The sequence below is a fragment of the SAR324 cluster bacterium genome, from assembly GCA_029245725.1.
In the GTDB taxonomy this organism is placed as follows: Bacteria; SAR324; SAR324; order SAR324; family NAC60-12; genus JCVI-SCAAA005.
Map to the genome: position 1 here is coordinate 1 of JAQWOT010000403.1, position 3,219 is coordinate 3,219.

General features: G+C 42.7%; 3 protein-coding genes and 1 pseudogene. 2 read left to right on the forward strand and 2 right to left on the reverse strand.

Annotated features, from left to right (window positions below):
* Nucleotides 1-603 (reverse strand): annotated as a pseudogene (locus P8O70_22070) (IS5 family transposase).
* Between the two features lie 345 nt (nt 604-948).
* On the opposite strand from P8O70_22070, the gene P8O70_22075 reads away from it, so the two are divergent.
* Both P8O70_22075 and P8O70_22080 read left to right on the forward strand, forming a co-directional pair.
* A complete protein-coding gene (locus tag P8O70_22075; GenBank protein MDG2199529.1) occupies nt 949-1,263 on the forward strand; it encodes a hypothetical protein in 315 nt (104 codons plus the stop codon).
* Between the two features lie 12 nt (nt 1,264-1,275).
* Complete coding sequence (locus tag P8O70_22080; protein ID MDG2199530.1) at nt 1,276-1,431, forward strand: hypothetical protein; 156 nt, start codon at nt 1,276-1,278, stop codon at nt 1,429-1,431.
* A 225-nt stretch (nt 1,432-1,656) separates the two neighbouring features.
* Here P8O70_22080 and P8O70_22085 read toward each other — a convergent pair whose 3' ends face one another.
* Entirely contained in the window at nt 1,657-2,295 is a 639-nt protein-coding gene (locus P8O70_22085) for a hypothetical protein (GenBank protein MDG2199531.1), read from the reverse strand.
* Nucleotides 2,296-3,219: the final 924 nt, after the last annotated feature.

Genomic DNA, 3,219 nt, shown 5'->3' on the forward strand with positions numbered 1-3,219 from the left:
TTCCTTTTGATTGGACTTCGGTGGAATCACCGCTTCCACCTGGCACTGTTCCAAGCGATCCAGGAGTCTTGCCTTTGCAGCGTAGGCAATGTCTGCCAGCAGCGCCTGGATCTGATCCAAAAGGGCCTCCAGCAACACGTCCACACCCTCCAGGTCATGGGCTTGACCGGGACTCAGATGGAAACCCGTCGGATTACCAAGGGCATCACAGGTTGCCTGGATTTCGGTCGTCAGATCTCCACTGGAGTGACTGATACGTTCTTCGGTGCAATCACTTTTTTTGCACCAGCACTGTGTTGATGGGCCTGCATAATCGTGCTGTCAAGCTGGGCATACTCCTTGTCTGCCTCGGCAGCGAGCACTTCAAAGACCCGTTGCCAGACACCCCGTTTGCTCCAGCGCATGTGACGAGTGTGAATCACCCGATAGTCGCCAAAGCGTTCGGGCACGCCAGGAGAAACCGACACGATAACGGTAGAGCACTGCCTTGACAAAGAGGCGATTATCTTTGGCAGTAACCCCGACTGTACCAACTCTGCCGGGGAGTAAATGTTCGATCCGTTGCCACTGATCATCACAGAGAGCATAGCCTCTGGTAGTCATTGGACTTCTCTTGAATAGGGAAAAGGAAAAAAGGGCTTTTCCCCTTGAGGAGAACGATGTTCCTCAACCGATCAAGTCTTTATTGATTTTCACATTTGAGACGAACAATAAAAAAAAATTATAAATGAATTAACTGCCCAATTTTGTTCGTCAATAATTATTATAACAATACCGTAACGTGCGGAGGACTTATAGAGCATAAACTGGGAAAAAACAATTTAATTCCTCAACACATATTTTTTAAAGCAACCAGTTAGATTAAATTATAATGTGGATCAATCAAAAAAGGCTACAGACCAAGATTTTATCAAAAATTTGCCAGGCTCTTCAGCAAAAGGAACGATTATGCAGGTATCAAAACGTTATCCTGTAGAACTTTCAGACTTCGATGATATCTATGAGATGATTGCCGATGGTTGTAGCCTGGCCCAGATTGGGGCTAAGTTTGATCGCAGTCGCAATGTGATCTGGAAGTTCCTGCACAAGGACGAGGAACATCGGCAGGCTTATCTGGCCGCCTTACAAGAGCGAGGATTCCATCACGCCAATATCATCGAACGACTAGTGCTTAAGGTAGAGAATGGGGAAATGCGCCCTGACGTAGCCCGAGTTGCGATCGATGGACGTAAGTGGATTGCCAGTCGTTTCCATCCGAACTAGCTCTCTGAGAAATTGATCGGCAACATCACGCATCACCAGAGCAGTGTTCAGGACCAACACTTGGTAGCACTTAAGAGTATTGCGGAGAAACGGAAACGTCAGATTAAAAAAGAAGAGAAGGATAAGCAGGCAGAAGAGCGACTGGAACTGGCAGCATCAGATTCTTGACCCACTGAACACACATCGGGGGCAACTAATGCGTCTGGGCGCAATTCTTAATAAGTTTATGGCTCAGGCGCAACTTTCATAGGATAAATCTGTTGGTTTCTTAGCAATGCCAACTTGTGTGTCCTTCTGGGAAAAGGCGTTTACAATGCTGATTGGAATACCTCTGAATAATGGCTTAGTCTTTCTGGAGAGAATTTATCCTTATCAAGATTTAGAGAATCTTTTCTAAAAACTTGTCATGAATGAAATACCTCCACCATCATACGTGGAATTAATCGAGTCAAGATCAACAGAAGAAGTGTTAAAAGTGATTAATTTTTGTAAGAAATAAATATAAGCTTTTGTCAAATCACCGCCAAGTTCAAAACCTATCTGATAATAGTAACTATTATAAGTACCGTCAAACCTTTCAAAATATTGATTGGAAGCACCTGCTTCTCCGCTGGTCAAAGCTCCTTTCATCATCCCTGCCTCATAACCAAGTCCCAGCAACACAGGTTTACCAAAATGGAAGCCTGTATAAGCGCCCAATCCATCAAGATCAAATGTTGTATTACCTGACTTTTTATAAATATCCAGATTCGTGTAACCAAGGTGAAAATATAGTGTGTCTGTATTGTTCGTACCCAATGATTTATTGAATTGTGTATAAATTTGGGTTAGACCAGGCTTAATATTTTCATAATTCTCTCCATTATCAAGAGTATCAAATCTAGCTTCTTTCTGAGCAGCTAATTGATGCACTCCAATAGCCAAGAAGTCCTTGGTTGAACCAATTCCCAAAGCAAAAGCGTTGCTAGAAAAAACAAAATAAAATAACGATAAAATTGAAGAGAATTTGAAAAAGATTTCAACTCTTTTCATCACAGCCTTATGTGGAGCAAAGGTTACAGGAAAATTCCATAATGCACTAAATCAAAAGTAACCTTCCATGGCTAAGAGTGTGCGAGATAAGCAGTAAATGTTCCAAATTGTCCATAAACAAGGGCTGTCTTTACTGATTGAGTTAAGTTGATTTGAATAGCGTAAATTAATGAAGGATTTTTGGAGTAAAATTCTCATAGGGACCAAGCTGTCGGAGAGTAGGGTTCGAAGGCTTTTTAGACTATATTGTGATCGAAAGGCTAGTATTGAAGGTGGAGAATAGTGAGATACCTCCAGATTTTGTAGTGAGCGCGATTGATGGGCGCAAGTGGGTTGCCAGCCGATTTCATCCAAATCTGCTCTCAGAGAAGTTTATCGGTAACATCACTTGTCACCAATGCGGTATCTAGGACCAACACTTGGCAGCACTGAAGAGTATTGTGGAGAAACGGAAACGTCAGATTACAAAAGAAAAGAAGGATAAGCAGGTGGATGGACAACTTGAATTGTTGGGATCAAGTTCCTGAGCTACTTGACTCATATCGGGGGATCTGTTTATCCGCTTGGGCTCAATTTTTCGTCTAAGGTGACAGTATGCGTGTGTAAGAGGATATAGTCGAAGTAGGGGGGAAGTTTATTTTCGAAGTGCGCCTATTTTGCGCCTGCAGGAACAATTCCGAAGGTTTCTAGAATTTGATCAGTACCTAAGTAATTGTTTTTGTTGGTGGGCTGACAGGGACTCGAACCCTGGACCACCTGATTAAAAGTTCCATCAACTGCTTCAATCCACTTGAGTCCACTAAACTAGTCATTGACTAAATCGACTGATTTCGTTAAGTTTCTTTCAGTTACTACAAGTGCATTTAAGTAGAGATGGAACTTTTAATCAGTTGGTCCAGGGTTCGAGTCCCTGTCAGCCCACCA